Origin of the sequence: Nocardia nova NBRC 15556 (genome assembly GCF_001613005.1) — a bacterium.
GTDB lineage: Bacteria > Actinomycetota > Actinomycetes > Mycobacteriales > Mycobacteriaceae > Nocardia > Nocardia nova.
This window is the reverse complement of sequence record NZ_BDBN01000033.1, coordinates 15,814-32,544: the sequence shown is the minus strand read 5'-3', so window position 1 is coordinate 32,544 and position 16,731 is coordinate 15,814. Positions and strand designations below refer to the sequence as shown.

Genomic DNA, 16,731 nt, shown 5'->3' with positions numbered 1-16,731 from the left:
ACACCCTCGCCGAGGAGGCCTGAGATGAACCATCCAGCCGCACTGTCCCCGCCGGCCACGCTCGCCCACCGGGTATCCGAACTGTGGCCGCCGCGTGCGACGGACGCGTCCCCGTTCGGGTGCGAGGTCTGTGGCTGGGCGGCGTCGGGAGCCATGGACCTCACCGGGCCCGCGGGCGGGCCGCCCGACATCTCCCCCGCGCCCGCCTTCGCCCGGCTGGGCGAGGTCCTGAGCCTGCTCGCGCGCACGACCGCCGCGCTGGGACGGGCGGTGACGCTGGCTCCCGGTCCGGTACTCACCGCGCGGGCGGTCGACCACGGTTTCCGGCGCGCGGGCACACGCTCGGCGGGCGGGTCCACCCGCCTGCTGCGCACCGCCGACGGCTGGTGCGCACTGACCCTGTCGCGCCCCGACGATATCGCCGCCGTGCCCGCGATCATCGGCGCCCACCGGACCCGCGACCACTGGAAAGCGTTGGCGCAGTCCGCCATCGACGTCTCCGCCGCCGACCTCGCCGACCGCGCTCAACTGCTCGGAGTCCCGGCCGCCGCCCTTCCCCCCGGCGGACCGAAGGCCGATCCGGGCACGCCACCGTGGCAGCTGTCCCGGCTCGCGGCGCCGGCACCCTGGCGAGACCTGACCGGGCGGCTGGTGGTGGACCTGTCCTCGATGTGGGCGGGGCCGCTGTGCGCCCATATTCTCGGCCGGGCCGGGGCGCGGGTGATCAAGGTGGAGAGTCCGCATCGGCCCGACGGTGCGCGGGCGGATCACCATTTCTTCGACCCCCTGCACGCCGGACACGAATTCCGCACCGTCGACTTCCGCACCGATTCCGGGCGAGACGAATTGGCGGCGCTGCTGGCGGCCGCCGACATCGTGATCGAGGCCTCCCGCCCCCGCGCGCTGGCGCAACTGGGGCTCGGGCCCGACCGGCGCGGGCTGCGTCCCGGCCAGATCTGGGTCGGTCTCACCGGCTACGGCCGATCCGAGCCGATGCGGGTGGCCTTCGGCGACGACGCAGCGGTGGCCGGCGGGCTCGTCGGCACCGGACACGGCATGCCGGTGTTCTGCGCGGATGCGATCGGCGACCCGCTCTCGGGAATCGCTGCGGCACTGGCGGTCTGCGCGGCCGTACGGGCGGGCGGCGGTGTCCTGGCCGACGTCTCGATGCGCTCGGTCACGGCCGCTTTCGCCGCCGCGCCACCGCGCTGCGCGGGCCCGCACCGGGTCTTCACCCATGACGGGCGCTGGCAGGTCCGGTGCGCGCACACCGGACACACGCAGGCAGTCCTGTCCCCGCGCTCCGCACAGACGCACGCCGAGTCCGCATTCCCGGGTGGTGTCGCATGTTGATTCGCAACGCCGCCGTCTTCGGCAGCGCTCACACCGATATCCGCTGCGAACGCGGCACCATCACCGAATGCGGGTGCGGTCTGCGGCCACAGGCCGGCGAGGACGATATCGACGCGCGCGGCGGATGGCTGGTGCCCGGCCTGCACGACCATCACATCCACCTGCGCTCACTCGCCGCGCGCTCCGAGTCGATTCCGGTGGGACCGGACCGGATTCACGGCCCGCACGCACTGGCGGCACGTCTGCGGGAGGCCGCACGCCGGACACCCGGACATGCCTGGATCCGCGCCGTGGACTACCACGACGATGTCGCCGGGGCGATCGACCGGTGGGCGCTGGACCGCATGGATGTCGGGCGGCCGGTGCGGGTGCAGCATCGTTCCGGCGCGCTGTGGATCCTCGATTCCCACGCCTGCGCCCTGCTCGAGGTCGACAACTGTCATCTGCCGGGGGTGGAACGTGATCCGCAGGGCCGGGTCACGGGCCGGCTGTGGCGAATGGACACCTGGCTCGGCGACCGGCTCGGCTGCCTGGCACCGGACCCGGCCCCCGTCTCGGCGGTGGCCGCGGCACGCGGAATCACCGGATTCACCGATGCCACACCGGATCTCACCCGGCCCGAGGTCGGCACGCTGGCCGCCGGGGTGCTGGACGGGCGCATCGTGCAGCGCGTCTACTGTATGGCCGAACCCGATATCGAGGATCCGCACGTCGAGCGTTTCCGTCTGGGGCCCACCAAAATTCTGCTCGACGACACCGCCCTGCCGGACCTCGACGATTTCGTGGTGCGGCTGCGCCGGTTGCACAGTGCGGGGCGGGCCGCGGCGGTGCACTGCGTCACCCGGGTCCAGCTGATCCTGACCATGGCCGCCCTCGATCTGGCCGGGGTGGTGCCCGGCGACCGCATCGAACACGGTGCCGTCGTTCCCGCCGAGGTGCTGACCTGGTTGCGCCGCAACGATATTCCGGTGATCACCCAACCGCATTTCCTGATCGAGCGCGCCGCCCAGTACGCCCGCGAGGTGCCCGCCGAGGACCGGCCCGATCTGTGGCGGCTCGGTTCGTTGCTCGCCGCGGGCGTCGGGGTGGCGGCCGGGACCGACGCGCCCTTCGGCGACCCGGACCCCTGGGCGGTGGTGCGCGCCGCCACCGATCGCGGCCCGGGCAGACCGGCGGAGGCGCTGTCACCGGTCACCGCGTTGTCGCTGTTCTTCGGCACCGCCGCCAGGCCGCATATTCCCCGCACCATCGCCACGGGCCACACCGCCGACCTGACCCTGCTGCGCGTTCCGCCCACCGAACTCGGCGAGGTGCTCGACTCGTCGCTTGTGGCCGCCACGATCGTCGCCGGGCAGGTCGTCTATCGGGCGACGTAGCGGGCAGGGCGGAATCGGCCGTTTGCCGTGCGGACGCCGAATCGGGTGTATCGTCGCAGCCAAATAGGAGAGTATGATTCTCCATAACAGAGATTCATCATCTCGCACTGCCGCCCGCCGCGCCGGGCCGCCGCCGTCCGCACCAGCACGAGGAACCTCATGAATATCGATGACATGATCCTGGTCAGCATCGACGACCACGTGGTCGAGCCGGCCGACATGTTCGACCGGCATACGCCGAAGAAGTACGCCGAGTACGTGCCACAATTGCTCACCAACGAGCAGGGCATCGATCAGTGGACCTATCGCGGCCGGCCGGTCGGCGTCACCGGGCTCAACGCGGTCGTCGGCTGGCCCAAGGAGGAGTGGGACAAGAACCCCACCCGCTACGCCGAGATGCGTCCGGGCGTCTACGACATTCACGACCGGGTACGGGATATGAATGCCAACGGCGTGTTCGCCTCGATGTGCTTCCCGACCTTCGCCGGCTTCAGCGCGGGCCACCTGAGTCAGTTCAAGGACGAGATCACCGTGGCGATGATCCAGGCCTACAACAACTGGCACATCGACGAGTGGTGCGCCACCTATCCGGGCCGGTTCATCCCGAATGCCATTCTGCCGCTGTGGGATCCGCAACTGGCGGTGGCGGAGATCCAGCGGGTGGCGGCCAAGGGATTCCACGGCGTGACCATGTCGGAGATTCCGCACGTGGAGGGTCACCCGTCCTATCACGACATCGAGTACTGGGGTCCGGTGTTCGCCGCGCTCGCCGATACCGGCCTGGTGATGAACCTGCACATCGGGCCCGGCTTCGGCGCCCTGCGCATGGCCCCGGACGCGCCGATCGACAATCTGATGGTGCTGGCGCCCAGCGTGTCCCAGATCGCGGTCCAGGATCTGCTGTGGGGCCCCGCGCTGCGCAGCTATCCGGGATTGAAGGTGGCGCTGTCCGAGGGCGGCATCGGCTGGATCCCGTATTTCCTCGACCGCTCGGACCGCCACTACACCAACCAGAAGTGGCTGCGCCGCGACTTCGGCGGAAAGATGCCCTCGGATGTGTTCCGCGACCACGTCATGGCCTGCTATGTCACCGACAAGACCTCGTTGAAGCTGCGGCACGAGATCGGCATCGACATCATCGCGTGGGAATGCGACTACCCGCATTCGGATTCGCTGTGGCCCGACGCCCCGGAATTCGTCCTGGCCGAACTCGAGGCGGCGGGCGCCGACGACGCCGACATCTCCAAGATCACCTGGCAGAACGCCTGCCGGTTCCTGAACTGGGAACCGTTCGCGCACATCCCGCGCGAGCAGGCGACCGTCGGCGCGCTGCGCGCCCAGGCCGCCGATGTCGATCTGACCGTACGGCCCCGCAAGGAATGGGCCGAACTGTACGCCCAGCGCGCCTGACGGCGCGAAAGCGGTTGTCCCCCACCACTGATCGTTAGGCACACACCATGCAGATGCTGGTCTTCTCCACCCCGCGCGAGGGCATGGACGACGAATACAACACCTGGTACAACGACGTGCACATTCCCGAACTGCTGCAGATCGAGGGCATCCGCTCGTGTTCGCGGTATCGGGCCCCGCAGCTCGAGGGACAGGGCGCCACGCACCGGTATCTGGCGGTCTACGAGATCGACGGCGACGCCGAGGCGGTCTTCAAGCAGTTGCGCGCCAACTCGGCGGAAGGCCGATCCACCCTCAGCCCGGCGATCGACCCGAAGGCCACCCAGATCACCTTCTGGGAACCGCTGTAGAAACTCCGGTCGCCACCCCGGGGTGTCGACCGGCCACCACTCCCATCGGCGACGCGCCGGCCTCTCGACGTCGCCGATGGGTGCCCCGCCTCCCGCGAACTCGATATCCGCACACCTCACCGGGTTCGCGGGAGGCCCTTGCGTAAGGACCGCATTCGTGACTGCCGCCCCCACCGCCGACCAACGGCTGTTCCGGACCACCACCCGCGATTTTCTCGCCGCCACCGTGCCCGTGGACACGGTGCGCCGCCTCGCCGACTCCCCCGACGGCTTCGATCGGGACTGGTGGCGGCGCGGCGCCGAGCTGGGCTGGACCGCACCCCTGGTCCCCGAACGGCTCGGCGGCGGCGCGGTATCGGACACGCCGATGGCCGACCTCGCGCTGCTCGCCGAGGAATTCGGGCGCGCGTGCGCCCCCGGGCCGCTGCTCGCGGTGAATGCCACGCTGACCGGATTGCTCGGCAGCACAGGAGATTTCGACGCGGCGATAGCGGACGTCCTCGCCGGAGCCGCGATCGCGACCTGGGCCCACTACGAACCGGGCACGGGTCCGGCTCCCGCCACCTTCGACACCGTGGCCACGCCGGACGGTGCCGGGTACCGGCTGTCGGGGGTGAAGGATCGCGTCGAATACGGCGCCCAGGCCGATCTGCTGATCGTCGACGCCCAGGGGCCCGAGGGCCCGGTGCAGCTCCTCGTCGCCACGGACGCGCCCGGTGTCACCGTCACCCCGGTGTGGACCCTGGATATCGTGCGTCGCACGGCCACAGTCGTTTTCGACGACGTATCGGTCGCCTCGGACGCCGTGGTGCAGCGCGATCCCGAAGCCGCCGCAGCCGCCGCCGAGGCGCAGTTGCTGGTGGCCGCCACGCTGAGCGCGGCGGAGATGGCCGGAGCCGCGCAGCGAGCCTTCGAGGCCACGGTGCAGTGGATGTTCGACCGCTACACCTTCGGCCGTCCGCTCGCCTCGTATCAGGCGCTCAAACACCGGGCCGCCGACATCGCCACCACCCTGGAGGCATGCCGGGCCACCTCCTGGGCCGCGGCCGCGAGCTTCGGCGACGACACCATCGACACGGCCGAGGCGGTCGGCGTCGCGAAATCCTTCGTCGGCGCCACGGCCGGCGAGATCGTGCAGGAATGCGTGCAGATCCACGGTGGGCTCGGCGTCACCTGGGAACACGATCTGCATCTGTATCTGCGCCGGGTCACGCTCGGACGCGCCCTGTACGGCACCCCGGCCGAACACCGGCGCCGGCTCACCGATCTGCTGGAGACGATCCCCGCATGAGCACCACCGAATCCGCCACCACCACAACCGAATCGGTCGACAGTTTCCGCGACCGCGCCCGTCGCTGGTTGCGGGAGACGCTGCCGCCGGCGCCGCCGGTCCGTTCGGGTGAGCAGAAATCGCCGGAGGTGTGGGCCCGCGCTCGCGAACTGCAGCGCATTCTCTACGACGGCGGCTTCGCCGGGATCTGCTTTCCCGCCGAATACGGCGGCCTGGGCCTGAGCCCGGCCCATCAGCGCGCCTTCACCGAGGAGTCACGCCCGTACGAGATGCCGCTGGCGCTCAATATCCCGACCCTCACCATCTGCGCCGCAACACTTCTCGACATGGGAAGCGAGGAGCAGAAACGCACCCACATCGCCGCCGCGCTGCGCGGTGAGGAGCTGCTGGTGCAATTCCTGTCCGAACCGCGCGGCGGATCCGACCTGGCCGGCCTCACCACCCGCGCCGATCGTGACGGTGACGAGTGGGTGCTGAACGGGTCCAAGATCTGGAGTTCGGGCGCCTATGCCGCCGACTATGCGCTGTGCCTGGCCCGCACCGACTGGCAGGTGCCCAAACACGCCGGGCTGACCATGTTCCTGGTGCCGGTGCACTCCCCCGGACTGACCATCCGCCGGATCACCCAGGTCGACGGGTCCACCGAATTCTGTCAGGAGTTCTTCGACGATGTCCGGATCCCGGCCGATGCCGTGGTCGGCGAGGTCGACGGCGGGTGGGCCGTCGCGAACCGGTGGCTGCAGCACGAACGCAGCGCGGTCGGTGGCGCCTCCCCGTACGCCAGCGGCGTGGGCCAGCACAGTGGCCGCGATGTGCGCGCCCTCATCGAGATCGCCCGGCGCACGGGACAACTCGCCGACCCGCGCGTGCGCGAGGACATCGGCGAAGCGCATGCGATGAATCTGGTTCACGACCAGCTCATCGCCCATGTCGGCGCCCGCATCGCCGCCGGCGATCTGGCCCCCGCGGCCGGTTCGATCGTGCGCCTGTTCAGCGCCCGCAATTCGTGGCTGCAGTCCGATGCCGCCCTGCGCATCGCCGGCGCCGCCGCCGCGACCGGCGACCCGGGCGACGGACCCGGCCTCGGCCGAGCCGGCCAGGAGTACCTCTACCGGCAGGCCTGGAGCCTCGCCGGGGGCAGCACCGAAATGGCCCGCAACATCATCAGCGAACGCGTCCTGGGCATGCCCCGTGAGGACGCCGCCGACCGGGATGTGCCGTTCGATCAGGTGCGGCGGGGGCGTTAGCCGGTACCGATATTCCTCGGACACCTTGACACCGACCAGGACTGTGATGCAGGCTACTAATCAATCAACTGATTGATTAGTAGCCGCGTCGGGTACCCCTGGTCGTTGCGAATCCGGTTCGCTCTCACCGATGACATCTCGCCGTATCCGCGCATCGGCTGCGCGAATTCCGAAGGAAAGCCCATGAATTCAGCGAAACCCGGAGACTGGGTCGATACCGCGGCAAGCGCACGAGAGTTCGGCAACGACCGGTTCGGCACACGCATCTCGACCGACCGCTATACCGCACCGGCGTTCGCCGAAAAGGAACGAGATGCGATCTGGTCGCGGGTATGGCAGATCGCCGGCCGGGTCGACGACCTTCCGGAAACCGGCGACTGGAAGGAGTATCGGATACTCGACCAGTCCTTCGTCCTCGCCCGCGGTCGCGACGGGACCATCCGCGGATTCGTCAATGCCTGCCGGCACCGCGGCAACCCGCTGTGCAGTGGGTCCGGAAATGCGAAGCGGGGATTTCTGTGCCAGTACCACCTGTGGTCCTACGACCTCGAAGGCAGATTGAAGGGAATTCTGCGTCAGGACGCTTACGGCGACGATATCGAAAAATCCGAGCATTCGTTGTTCACGGTCCCGGTCGAATGCTTCGCCGGATTCATCTTCTTGAACCCTGATCCGCACGCCGCACCCCTCATGGACTTCATCGGACCAGACGTCGCGGAACTGCTCGCGCCGTACCACCTCGACCGGATGACCACTGTGATGGATGTGCGGGAGGGACTGAACTGCAATTGGAAGGTGGTCATGGATGCCTTCTCCGAGGGCTACCATATCGCCGGCATCCACCCGGAACTGTTGCGCGCCATCGACGTCGACGGAACCAAGGCCCGTTATCGCTTCTTCGACGATCACAGCGTCGCGGTCGCACCGTTCGAGGTCGCGAATGCCGAGCACTTCACTCCCGAACAACAAGTCGAGGGCATCCGAGGTCTTACCGAGACCTTCCCAGGCGTCGCGCGCGTTCTGCCCGCTTTCGACGAATTGGTCGCCGGCTTCCGCGACTCCGGCCGCGACCTCGCATTCCCGGCCGGTGTCACGGCACGCACCCTGCTCCAACAAGCCACCCGTGCCATATTGACCGAACAGGGTCTCGATGTCAGCGGCCTGACGGATGCGCAGATGAGCGACAATCACGGCTGGTTTCTCTTCCCGAACTTCTTCATGACGATCCGTGCGGGCGAATGCCACGTCATCATGTCGTCGCCGCACCCCGACGGCGACCCGCACCGCTGTATCTGGCACGTATGCAGTTACATGTATCTACCGGAAGATTTCCGCGACGCCGTCCGTGCGGCACCCGTCGAGGTCGACGACCCCGGGAGTTACAAGTACTTCCTCGCACTCGAACAGGACTACGAGCAGATGCCACGCCAGCAGCGCGGTCTGCGCAGCAACCGACTCGAATACTTGTCGCTGGTCGGTGAGGAGATTGTGATCGCGCACTTCCATTCGGTACTGGACCGGTATCTCGCGGTCGGCCGGCGAAATGTCGAGGGAGCCGGCAAATGACATCGCACGACATCTCCGCCGTCGCGCGCGAGCACACCGGCCTGTCGCACCTTGTGCTGGAATACGGCGCCACCGTGAAACGGCTCGTCGATGAGGCGAAGGAGCCCGGATTCTCGGCCGCGAGCTGGGCGGCGCTGGCCGATATGGTCGCCGTCGCGGAGTTCGAGCGAATCGGCAACTTCAAAGAGGTCATGAACTGGGACCAGTACATCGAATTTCTCACCGGCTGGGCGAAATCCGCCGAATGGGAGGGCAGCTTCAAACGCATCACCGAACACCGCAATGTGGTATTCCTCGAATTGGAGGAACGCAGCAAGGTCGGAAATTTCTCCAGCATCGTCAATTCGATGTCGGTCTACGAATTCGACGACGCCGGGCTGATCCGGCATATCGACGTATACCTGCAGATGGCTCTGCCCAGCAACGACATGCTCGGAAGCTACGAAGGCATCGATATCTCGTGAAAGAGCGAATCACAGTGCAGGACAACGCTACAACCGATATCGACGCCGTCGACTTTTTCACCGATGAACAACTGCTGCGCGACCCGTACGACTATTTCGCCTCGCTGCGCGAAGAGTGCCCGCTGCGGCGAGAGAAGCACCACGACGTGGTGATGGTGACCGGCTACGACGAGGCACTCGCCATCTTCGGCGACACCGAGCGGTTCTCCTCCTGCCTGTCGGTGACCGGACCGTTCCCGGGTTTCCCGGTCCCACTGACCGGTGACGACATCTCGGACCTGATCGCCGCGCATCGCGACGAAGTGGCGATGAGCGATCAACTGCCGACGATGGACCCGCCCGATCACACCGCGCACCGGGCGCTGCTGGCACGCATGATCACACCGAAGCGATTGAAGGAGAATGCGGAGTTCATGTGGCGGCTGGCCGACCGTCAGTACGACGAGGCTCTCACCGACGGCCGGGTCGAGTTCAACTCCGCCTTCGCCGAGCCGTTCGCGATGCTCGTCATCGCCGATCTGCTCGGTGTTCCGGAGGCCGACCACGAAGAGTTCCGCGCCGCGTTGCTCGGCAACAGCAGTGTCCTCGGCAGCAGCCGCGGACAAGCCCTCGGGCACACCCCGCTCGACTACCTGTACGACAAATTCTCCGGCTACATCGCCGACCGCCGCGCCCATCCTCGCAGCGACGTCCTGACCGGCGTTGCGTCCGCGACCTTCCCCGACGGCCGTACCCCCGAGGTGATCGACGCGGTCCGGGTGGCGGCGAATCTGTTCGCCGCCGGGCAGGAGACCACGGTCCGATTGCTGGGCACGGCAGTGCAATTCATCGCCGAGGACCCGGAGCTGCAAGGCAGGCTGCGCGCGAATCGCGACCTGCTGCCCAACTTCATCGAGGAGACCTTGCGCTACGAAAGTCCCATACGCGGCGATTTCCGGCTGGTCAAGGTGCCGGTGACCGTCGGGGGCGTGGACCTGCCGGCGGGCACGATCGTGATGCTCGTCAATGCCGCGCTCAATCGCGACCCGCGCCGGTTCGCCGATCCCGACACCTTCGACCCCGAGCGGCCCAATGCGCGCACCCACGTAGCATTCGGGCGAGGGGTACACACCTGCCCCGGCGCACCATTGGCGCGCGCCGAAGCGCTGGCCGCGTTGAATCGGCTGTTCGATCGCACCCGGGATATCCGCGTCGACGAGGACCGGCACGGTCCGGCCGGTGCGCGACGGTACCGGTATCTGCCCACCTTCATCCTGCGTGGCGTCACCCGGCTGCACATCCGCTACAGCCCCGCCGAATGACCGGGGCTACCGTGGGGGTTGGGTGAAGTCGAACAAACTCCCCCGCAACAGCATCTTCGACGCATCGACCGCCGCATGATAATCCTGCGGCGCCGCAGTCGCGGCCTGGTCGTACAGCCCCCGGAAAAGGGCATACACCGCGTCCGCAGCAGAGGCGGGATCCAACCCCTGACTCAGCGCGCCCTCGTGCTCCGCCTGCCGGACGATTCCGCTGATCACCGCACGCAGCGCGGTGAAGATGGTGTCGCTGTCCTCGGGTAGGTGCAGATGTGCGGGGCTCTCCACCCGGATGGCGCGGTCGAACGCCGCCGCGAACGGGTAGTCGCTGATCACCTGGTCGCCCTCGTCGAGCACCGCCATCAACTTGTCCAGCACACCGTCGACCCGGTCGGCGGCCGCGGCCAAGCGCGGCACCGTGGTTTCCGACAGCTCCAGGAACGCCGCTTTCACGAGCTCGGACTTGTTCGGAAAGTAGTGGTACAAGCTACCGCTGGTCATGTCCGCCACCCGCGCGATCTCCCGGATCGTCGCACGGGAATACCCCACCTCGGAGACACACCGCATGGTGGCCGCGATGATCCGCCGGCGCGTCTGCACACCACTGGCTCCGACCGGACGGCCCAGCGACGGCGCGGTACTCAACTCCATGCCCTCCACTCACCGACGGAAACTGTCCGGACAGCTTCCCATCCGGGTGGGCCCGTCTGTTTCCCAGGGTGGCTACGCTGTGCACCCGGCACCGAGGGAAGCGGGATGCGAGGCGGCTTCGGGGCGAACCGGGCTGCCGCGGCATCCTGATGACAAGATCGAGGGATGAGCGTGCAGAACTTCCGGGACCTCGCCGCATTACGCCTGCGCGAGTTCGGCTTCCGAACAACTCCGGATGCGCCCGGAATGCGCCGCGCGACAGTCGTGCTGTGCGTACTCGAACACGACGGTCACCCCTGCGTGATCGTGATCAAACGGGCCTATCGCGGCCGCAACGCCGGTCAGTGGGCGCTGCCCGGCGGGCGGGTCGACGGTGACGAAAGCGCGATCGCGGCGGGGTTACGGGAATTGCACGAGGAAGTCGGCCTGGTCGCCTCGCCCACCCATGTCCTCGGCCGGCTCGACGATTTCCCGGCGGCGTCCGGTTTCGCGATCACTCCCATCGTCGTCGCCCTCGACGATCCCGGTGCCCTCGACCCCAACGCCGACGAGGTGCACGCCGTTCACTTCGTTCGGCTCGACCGCCTCGCCGCCGACGAGGTGCCGCACTGGGTCGACCGGACGGACGGCTCCCGGCTGCTGCAACTCAGGATCGGCGACTCGATGACCATTCACGCACCGACCGGCGCCATACTGCTGCAATTCCGCGACGTCGCGCTCCTCGGCCGCGAAACCCGGGTGGCGGACCTGCTGCAACCCGACTGGACGCACAACTGACGACGTACGCCCCGTTCACGACACCGTATGCGGCGTGGGTGCACGGTCCAGCCAGGCCGCGAACGCGTCGAAGGTGAAGGGGCGTCCGAGGAAGTCGGCCACCGAATCCGCCGCGTCGCGCGAACCACCCGGTGCCAGGATCCGGTCGCGGTAGCGTTGCGCCACAACGGGATCGAACAGGTCGCCGGCGTCGAACGCGGAGAACAGATCCTTCGCGATCACCAGGCTCCACAGATAGGTGTAGTACGCGGAGGTGTAGCCGGCCAGGTGCCCGAACGAGGCTTGGAAATGGGTCTGCGGCACCTCGGCGATTCCGCTGTGCCGCGTCACGGCATCGACGACCACCGGGTCGTGGTCGGCGGGCCTGTCCTGGTGCAGCAGATAGGACACCTCGGTGTAGCCGACCTGTGTGAGGACCGAAACGCCCTTGCCGAATTCTTTCGCCGCCCGCATGCGGTCCACCAGTTCGGCGGGGATGGGCGCCCCGGTCTCGTCGACGGCGAAGGTGGCGAGAACGGTTGCGTCCCACGCCCATTCCTCCAGCATCTGCGACGGGGCCTCGACGAAGTCCCATTCCGTGGCGACCCCGGAGAAGCGCGCCCAGTCCTGGTGGCCGCCCACGACGTGGTGGATCAGGTGCCCGAACTCGTGGAACAGCGTGACGACGTGCTGATGTTCCATCAGTCCGCGCGAGAAGTTGCACACCAGCACGCCCTCGGGCAGGAGTTTTCCGGCGACACCGCCGACGAGGTCGAATTGCGCGGCGTGCTTGTATTTGCCCTCGCGGGGATGCATGTCCAGATAGATCCGCCCGCGTCGTTCACCGTCGGCGTAGACGTCGTAGACAGTGACGTCCTCGTGCCAGCGCGGGACGTCGACGGGTCGATACTCCAGTCCGAAGAGGCGGCCGGTGACTTCGAGCAGACCGGCTCGCACGCGCGGGAAATCGAAGTAGCGGCGCACCTCCCGGGCGTCGACGTCGTACTGTTCGCGGCGCACGAGTTCGGTGTAGTAGCCGACCTCGGAGCGGTCGATGCTCGTGGCGGTGGGCTCGTCCTCGCGGCGCCGGGCCAGCAGTGTCTCGCGAGATCGCGCCGGCCCGCGGCGTCGGCGGCGCTCGCGATGCGCTCGATGAATTCCGCGATGGCGTGCCCGCTACCGATCATCTTGACGTCGGCGTCGTAATCGGGCCAGCTGTCGAAGCCGAGCAGCCGTGCCTTCTCGGCACGAAGATCCAGGATCTCGTGCAGCACAGCGTCGTTGGCGGGCCAGCCGCGGCTCTCGAACGCCACGGTGAGGGCGCGGCGCGCCTCGGCGTCCCGGGCGTAGGTACGGAACGGCAGATAGTCCGGATAGTCGGTGGTGACCGTGACGAGTCCGTCCGCCCCGGGCGGATGCGCGGTGACGAAATCCGCTGGCAGCCCGTCGAGTCGGCCGGGTGAGACCTGGATCGAGCGGACGTCTTCGCGGATGGTGCGGCCGAATTCCTGTTCCAGTACGGTGAGCCGCTCGGAGATCGCCCGGAGCCGGTCCCGGGTCGGCTCGTCGCGGTCCACACCGCTGCGCCGGAAATCGCGCAGGACATGCTCGCGCATGCGCGCCGACACCTCGTCCAGGCTCGCGGAGTCGGTGGCGGCGACGATGTCGTAGAGATCGCGGTCGAGATCGCGCGCGGTCCGGGCTCGATCGACCTCTTGCACCAATTCCTCGGCCGGTCCGCGCACCCCGGGGTCGGGGTGGACTTCGGCGAACAGGTGCGCGGCCGAATCGGCCCCGCGCAGCGCGATGTCGGCGTCGTTCCACAGTTCGAGCACGCCGGCGGTGTCGGCGGGTGTCGCGGCCTTCAGCTGCGCCACCGTTTCCGCCGCGGTCCGCAGCCGGCCGCGGACGTAATCGCCGAGCCAGTCCGGCCACTCGGCCGAGGGCAGTGCAAGCGGTTCGCTACTCATGCCCCGACTCTAACCGCGGCCGGGATCTCCGGGACCTCGGGAAACCGCCACGTGCCGGCCGTGTGCGGGAACTACCCGAAGTAGGAGGCGTATTCGCCGAACGGGACCTGCCCGGTGGGACTGGCCTTCATGGCGTCGACCACGGGGCCGGGAATGGGCGCCCAGTAGGCGGGCATGGCCGCCGCCGAGGCGGGTTTCAAGATGTAGATCAGGGCGAAGTTCACGATCCACAGCGGCGGCGCCATCGACATGCCGACCACGGTGCTCGTCTTTCCCTCTGTGTTGGTGACCAGCTGAGCCGCACCCGAAATCTGTTGCGCCACAAACCCGTAAGCGGCCTGCACCGTGTAGGCGGACCGGTACAGCGCGACCAGACTCCGGGTCGCACCGTTGTCCCGCAACCAGTTACCGACATAGCCGCCGGGCGCGATCAGGGTATTCACCTGCCGTGTCGGCGCGTCGGCGTTGGCCGGGCTCTCCAGCATGCCGCTCGGATTCACATACAACCCGTAACCGGCCAGGGTCGAGGGCGTACGTTGCCCGCCGACATCGGAATAGAGCGGTCGGCCGACCGTATTGGTGAGGATGTCGACGCACGCGTTGATCACATTCGCCGCGTCCCGGTTGCCGCCGACTCCCCCACCGCTGCTCAAATCCTGATACTGCTGATCGGTCAACGCATCGGCGCGGTCGAGCCCGATCTGCGCGGCGATCCGATCCGCCGCCGCCTCGCCGAGCGGCTGGTTCAGCTGATCCGGGCTGCTCATCCGCGTCGGCGCCACCTGCTCGTATCCGGGCGCCCCGGAGAAGGGAACGGAGAACCCGGTGTCGACAGCATTTGCCACTGGTTCGCCTGTGGCCGTCTGGGATACCCCCAGCGAGACGATGCAGAGCCCGATCACTGCCGCCGCTATGCCGATTCCGCGGTAGCCCGCTCCGCGCCGGAGCCTCGGACCCGTCAACCCTCCGCTGCGCATAAGTCAACCTCTCCGACCGTCATCATGCGAGGTGAAACAAGAAATTCCCTAGTCGAACGCTGCGGCCGACACCGTGTCAAGGTCCCGGCGGACGGTTGCCCGGAAGCCGACCGGAGGAATGCACCCGAGTGGCAACGTCGGGGGTGTCAAGGATTCCGCTCGCGGGCGCTGCCGATTTGCGGACACGTCGAGAGGCGACTCTGGCCACCATCATGACAATTCCGGCAACTGCCGCGCCCAGACCCCAACCGGCCAGCACATCCGTCGGCCAGTGCGCCCCCAGGTAGACCATCGCGATACCGATGCAGACGAGGAGCGCGGCGATGACGCCTCCCACCCAGCGCCGGTGCTCCGCCGGCCAGGGCAGGACCGAATAGGCGGTGACCGCGACAGCGGCCGTCATCGCGGCCACGGTCGAGGGCATCGAGAACGCACCGACATGAACGACCGAGACGTCCATCGGTGGGCGCTCCCGGTGGATCATATGCTTCAGAGCCCTGGCTGCCGACTGCGCCGCCACTACCGACGCGGCGATCGTAATCCCCTGCCACCACCAGCGTTTCGCGGCCACGACAACCAAGCCCACGACCCCGGCCGCGGCTATGACCGTATTGCTCATCCCGGCATCCATTGCCACCCGCGCCACCGTTGTCAAAGCCGGTGTCCTATGCAGCGAAAGCCACCGCAGGATAGTCGTGTCCAGACTCACGATGGATATTCTGCGCTGTCGCGCGAACTCGGGAGCACGCTCGATCCGCAGCGCGTGGGCAGACCGGCGGCCGACACTGCGGCCAGGCCTTCTCGCAGGTCCTTCACGAAATACTGGGGAACTTCCAGCGACGGGAAATGTCCGCCGCATTCGGGTGCGTTCCATCGGACGATCCGCCGGTACCGCTCCTGCGCCCAGGGGCGCGGGCATTTTTCGATGTCGCGGGGGTACATGGTGATTGCCGACGGGACGTCGACTCGGAGGTCGGGGTCGAGCGAGTTGTGGCTTTCGTAATAGATGCGGGCTGCCGATGCGCCGGTGCACGTCAGCCAATACAGGGTGACGTCGTCGAGAATGCGATCTTTGGAGATCGTTTCGAACGGGCTGTCGTCGGTGTCGCTCCACTCGGCGAACTTGTCGAGGATCCAGGCGAGGAGTCCGACCGGTGAGTCGAGGAGCGAGTAGCCGATGGTCTGTGGCCGGGTGGCCTGCTGCTTCGCGTATGCGGCGCGGTGGCGCCAGAAATGACGGGTCTCCTCGGCCCACCTGCGTTCGGCCGCGGTCAGCCCGTCCGTTGCCGATCCGGGCGGGGCCTCGGCGAACAGCGAATGGATGCCGAGCACATGTTCCGGGAACCTGCCGCCGAGAACCGTCGTGATGTTGCCTCCCCAGTCGCCGCCGTGGGCCAGGAACCTGCTGTAGCCGAGCCTTTCCATCAGTTCCACCCATGCGGCGGCGATCTTTTCGGTGCCCCACCCGGTGGTGGCCGGTTTGTCGCTGTAACCGAAGCCCGGTAGGGACGGGACCACGACATGGAACGCCGGCGCGGATGCGTCCTTCGGGTCTGCCAAATCGTCTACCACGTCGATGAATTCGGCGATGCTGCCCGGCCAGCCGTGCGTCAGGATCAGAGGAATCGCATCCGGGCGCGCGGATCGCCGGTGCAGAAAGTGGATTCCCAGGCCGTCGATTGCCGTGCGGTACTGGCCGATTCGATCGAGACGCTCCTCGAACGAACGCCAGTTGTATTCGGTGCGCCAGTAATTCACGACCTCGACGAGGTCGGCGAGTGGAACTCCCTGCGCCCATCGGCGGGGGCCGGACGCGCCGAGCGGGACCGTCTCAGCCTCCGGTAGCCGCGCCGCGGCCAATCGAGCGCGCAGATCGTCGAGTTCGGCGTCGGTTGCGTGGGCTTCGAACGGCTCTACGTCAGTGGAATCGGGAGTGGAAACCGGATCGAGGTGGCCGAGCGCGGACATGAGACCTCCTGGTCGTCGCGGAGCCGGCTCCGGACTGCGCGAACCGGCTAAGAC

15 protein-coding genes and 1 pseudogene are annotated in these 16,731 nt (G+C 67.8%); 10 read left to right on the top strand and 6 right to left on the bottom strand.

Annotation, left to right across the window (positions count from 1 at the left end; translation table 11 throughout):
* The first annotated feature begins 24 nt into the window (after nt 1–24).
* The 9 genes from NN2_RS14395 (at nt 25) to NN2_RS14355 (ending at nt 10,358) form a co-directional block, all read left to right on the top strand.
* A complete protein-coding gene (locus tag NN2_RS14395) occupies nt 25–1,353 on the top strand; it encodes a CoA transferase (RefSeq protein ID WP_063013901.1) in 1,329 nt (442 codons plus the stop codon).
* Nucleotides 1,347–2,729 (top strand): amidohydrolase family protein, encoded by a 1,383-nt coding sequence (locus NN2_RS14390; protein WP_063013900.1) that lies wholly within the window; start codon nt 1,347–1,349, stop codon nt 2,727–2,729. The genes NN2_RS14395 and NN2_RS14390 overlap by 7 nt, the downstream gene beginning before the upstream one ends.
* Before the next feature lie 159 nt (nt 2,730–2,888).
* Nucleotides 2,889–4,139, top strand: a complete 1,251-nt coding sequence (locus tag NN2_RS14385) for an amidohydrolase family protein (protein WP_063013898.1) — start codon at nt 2,889–2,891, stop codon at nt 4,137–4,139.
* 47 nt (nt 4,140–4,186) lie between these two features.
* On the top strand, nt 4,187–4,489 hold the full coding sequence (locus NN2_RS14380; RefSeq protein WP_051756868.1) for a DUF4286 family protein: 303 nt from the start codon (nt 4,187–4,189) through the stop codon (nt 4,487–4,489).
* A gap of 157 nt (nt 4,490–4,646) precedes the next feature.
* Nucleotides 4,647–5,780, top strand: a complete 1,134-nt coding sequence (locus tag NN2_RS14375; RefSeq protein ID WP_063013896.1) for an acyl-CoA dehydrogenase family protein — start codon at nt 4,647–4,649, stop codon at nt 5,778–5,780.
* The gene (locus NN2_RS14370; RefSeq protein ID WP_063013894.1) at nt 5,777–7,027 is read left to right on the top strand and encodes an acyl-CoA dehydrogenase family protein; all 1,251 of its coding nucleotides are present in this window, start codon (nt 5,777–5,779) and stop codon (nt 7,025–7,027) included. Before NN2_RS14375 ends, NN2_RS14370 begins: the two co-directional genes overlap by 4 nt.
* A gap of 183 nt (nt 7,028–7,210) precedes the next feature.
* Nucleotides 7,211–8,593: an aromatic ring-hydroxylating oxygenase subunit alpha gene (locus tag NN2_RS14365; RefSeq protein ID WP_063013999.1), complete on the top strand. Its 1,383-nt coding sequence runs from the start codon at nt 7,211–7,213 to the stop codon at nt 8,591–8,593.
* Nucleotides 8,590–9,057 carry a hypothetical protein gene (locus NN2_RS14360; RefSeq protein ID WP_063013892.1) on the top strand — a complete coding sequence of 156 codons (468 nt, stop codon included), beginning with the start codon at nt 8,590–8,592 and terminating at the stop codon, nt 9,055–9,057. The genes NN2_RS14365 and NN2_RS14360 overlap by 4 nt, the downstream gene beginning before the upstream one ends.
* Complete coding sequence (locus NN2_RS14355) at nt 9,054–10,358, top strand: cytochrome P450 (protein ID WP_245658702.1); 1,305 nt, start codon at nt 9,054–9,056, stop codon at nt 10,356–10,358. Before NN2_RS14360 ends, NN2_RS14355 begins: the two co-directional genes overlap by 4 nt.
* 6 nt (nt 10,359–10,364) lie before the next feature.
* Here the strand turns inward: NN2_RS14355 and NN2_RS14350 are convergent, their stop codons facing one another.
* Nucleotides 10,365–11,006 carry a TetR/AcrR family transcriptional regulator gene (locus tag NN2_RS14350; protein WP_063013888.1) on the bottom strand — a complete coding sequence of 214 codons (642 nt, stop codon included), beginning with the start codon at nt 11,004–11,006 and terminating at the stop codon, nt 10,365–10,367.
* Between the two features lie 165 nt (nt 11,007–11,171).
* Here NN2_RS14350 and NN2_RS14345 point away from each other — a divergent pair, with 165 nt between their 5' ends.
* The gene (locus NN2_RS14345; RefSeq protein ID WP_063013886.1) at nt 11,172–11,783 is read left to right on the top strand and encodes an NUDIX hydrolase; all 612 of its coding nucleotides are present in this window, start codon (nt 11,172–11,174) and stop codon (nt 11,781–11,783) included.
* A gap of 15 nt (nt 11,784–11,798) precedes the next feature.
* Here the strand turns inward: NN2_RS14345 and NN2_RS38945 are convergent, their stop codons facing one another.
* From NN2_RS38945 to NN2_RS14325, 5 genes and pseudogenes are all read right to left on the bottom strand, one after another.
* Nucleotides 11,799–12,782, bottom strand: coding sequence for a M3 family metallopeptidase (locus NN2_RS38945; protein WP_281208695.1), 984 nt, complete (start codon nt 12,780–12,782; stop codon nt 11,799–11,801).
* Between the two features lie 146 nt (nt 12,783–12,928).
* A pseudogene (locus NN2_RS38940) lies at nt 12,929–13,378 on the bottom strand (M3 family metallopeptidase); the annotation flags it as partial.
* Between the two features lie 425 nt (nt 13,379–13,803).
* Nucleotides 13,804–14,709, bottom strand: a complete 906-nt coding sequence (locus NN2_RS14335) for a hypothetical protein (RefSeq protein WP_063013884.1) — start codon at nt 14,707–14,709, stop codon at nt 13,804–13,806.
* A 76-nt stretch (nt 14,710–14,785) separates the two neighbouring features.
* On the bottom strand, nt 14,786–15,418 hold the full coding sequence (locus NN2_RS14330; protein ID WP_169812410.1) for a phosphatase PAP2 family protein: 633 nt from the start codon (nt 15,416–15,418) through the stop codon (nt 14,786–14,788).
* Nucleotides 15,415–16,677 carry an epoxide hydrolase family protein gene (locus tag NN2_RS14325; RefSeq protein WP_082856994.1) on the bottom strand — a complete coding sequence of 421 codons (1,263 nt, stop codon included), beginning with the start codon at nt 16,675–16,677 and terminating at the stop codon, nt 15,415–15,417. Before NN2_RS14325 ends, NN2_RS14330 begins: the two co-directional genes overlap by 4 nt.
* Nucleotides 16,678–16,731 lie beyond the last annotated feature (54 nt).

Excerpts from the sequence above, each read along its gene's own strand:
- NN2_RS14395 (WP_063013901.1), top strand. The coding sequence starts at position 25 with ATGAACCATCCAGCCGCACTGTCCCCGCCGGCCACGCTCGCCCACCGG.
- NN2_RS14390 (WP_063013900.1), top strand. The coding sequence starts at position 1,347 with ATGTTGATTCGCAACGCCGCCGTCTTCGGCAGCGCTCACACCGATATC.
- NN2_RS14385 (WP_063013898.1), top strand. The coding sequence starts at position 2,889 with ATGAATATCGATGACATGATCCTGGTCAGCATCGACGACCACGTGGTC.
- NN2_RS14380 (WP_051756868.1), top strand. The coding sequence starts at position 4,187 with ATGCAGATGCTGGTCTTCTCCACCCCGCGCGAGGGCATGGACGACGAA.
- NN2_RS14370 (WP_063013894.1), top strand. The coding sequence starts at position 5,777 with ATGAGCACCACCGAATCCGCCACCACCACAACCGAATCGGTCGACAGT.
- NN2_RS14365 (WP_063013999.1), top strand. The coding sequence starts at position 7,211 with ATGAATTCAGCGAAACCCGGAGACTGGGTCGATACCGCGGCAAGCGCA.
- NN2_RS14360 (WP_063013892.1), top strand. The coding sequence starts at position 8,590 with ATGACATCGCACGACATCTCCGCCGTCGCGCGCGAGCACACCGGCCTG.
- NN2_RS14350 (WP_063013888.1), bottom strand. The coding sequence starts at position 11,006 with ATGGAGTTGAGTACCGCGCCGTCGCTGGGCCGTCCGGTCGGAGCCAGT.
- NN2_RS14345 (WP_063013886.1), top strand. The coding sequence starts at position 11,172 with ATGAGCGTGCAGAACTTCCGGGACCTCGCCGCATTACGCCTGCGCGAG.
- NN2_RS14335 (WP_063013884.1), bottom strand. The coding sequence starts at position 14,709 with ATGCGCAGCGGAGGGTTGACGGGTCCGAGGCTCCGGCGCGGAGCGGGC.
- NN2_RS14325 (WP_082856994.1), bottom strand. The coding sequence starts at position 16,677 with ATGTCCGCGCTCGGCCACCTCGATCCGGTTTCCACTCCCGATTCCACT.